Origin of the sequence: Sutterella massiliensis (assembly GCF_016899755.1) — a bacterium.
Classification (GTDB): Bacteria; Pseudomonadota; Gammaproteobacteria; order Burkholderiales; family Burkholderiaceae_F; genus Sutterella; species Sutterella massiliensis.
Window position 1 is genome coordinate 1 of sequence record NZ_JACJJC010000285.1, and the last position, 454, is coordinate 454.

The 454-nt window shown below is 59.9% G+C and carries 1 pseudogene; it reads left to right on the top strand.

Going from position 1 to position 454, the window contains the following annotated elements:
* Nucleotides 1-454, top strand: a pseudogene (locus H6A60_RS12585) (hypothetical protein); the annotation flags it as partial.

Here is a 454-nt window from a genome sequence, read left to right on the forward strand (position 1 = left end):
GTCTGCACTTGAGCAAGGCCTTTCGGATGAAGAAGTGCTCGAACAGGCGAAGCTTACCGGCGCCTTCAGCGGCGAGTTGCGGAAACTCTTCGTCGAGCAGCTGGACGCAGTCGGCTTCCACCGTGCAATGGGCGTCGAAACAAGCGGCGCTTTTTTCGACAATCCGGGCGACATCCATCTCACTTCCGTATTCGTCCATCCGATTTTTGTCGACGACAAGGGCCTCAACAGCGTCGGTAACCTGCTCGAGCGCAGCACGCTCATGCGCGAAAGCATCATCAACGGGTTCGCAAAGGAAGCGGCGGTCCTCTCTGACGCTGTGATTTTCCCACTCGGACGGGCCGCCGCCTCATGTTGCCGCTGGTTGGTCGAGAACGGCAAGCTTGACGCCGATCGCGTTCTCGCCGGCCTGCAGCACCCGTCCCCGGCCAACCGTGCGCGAATTCTCTACTTT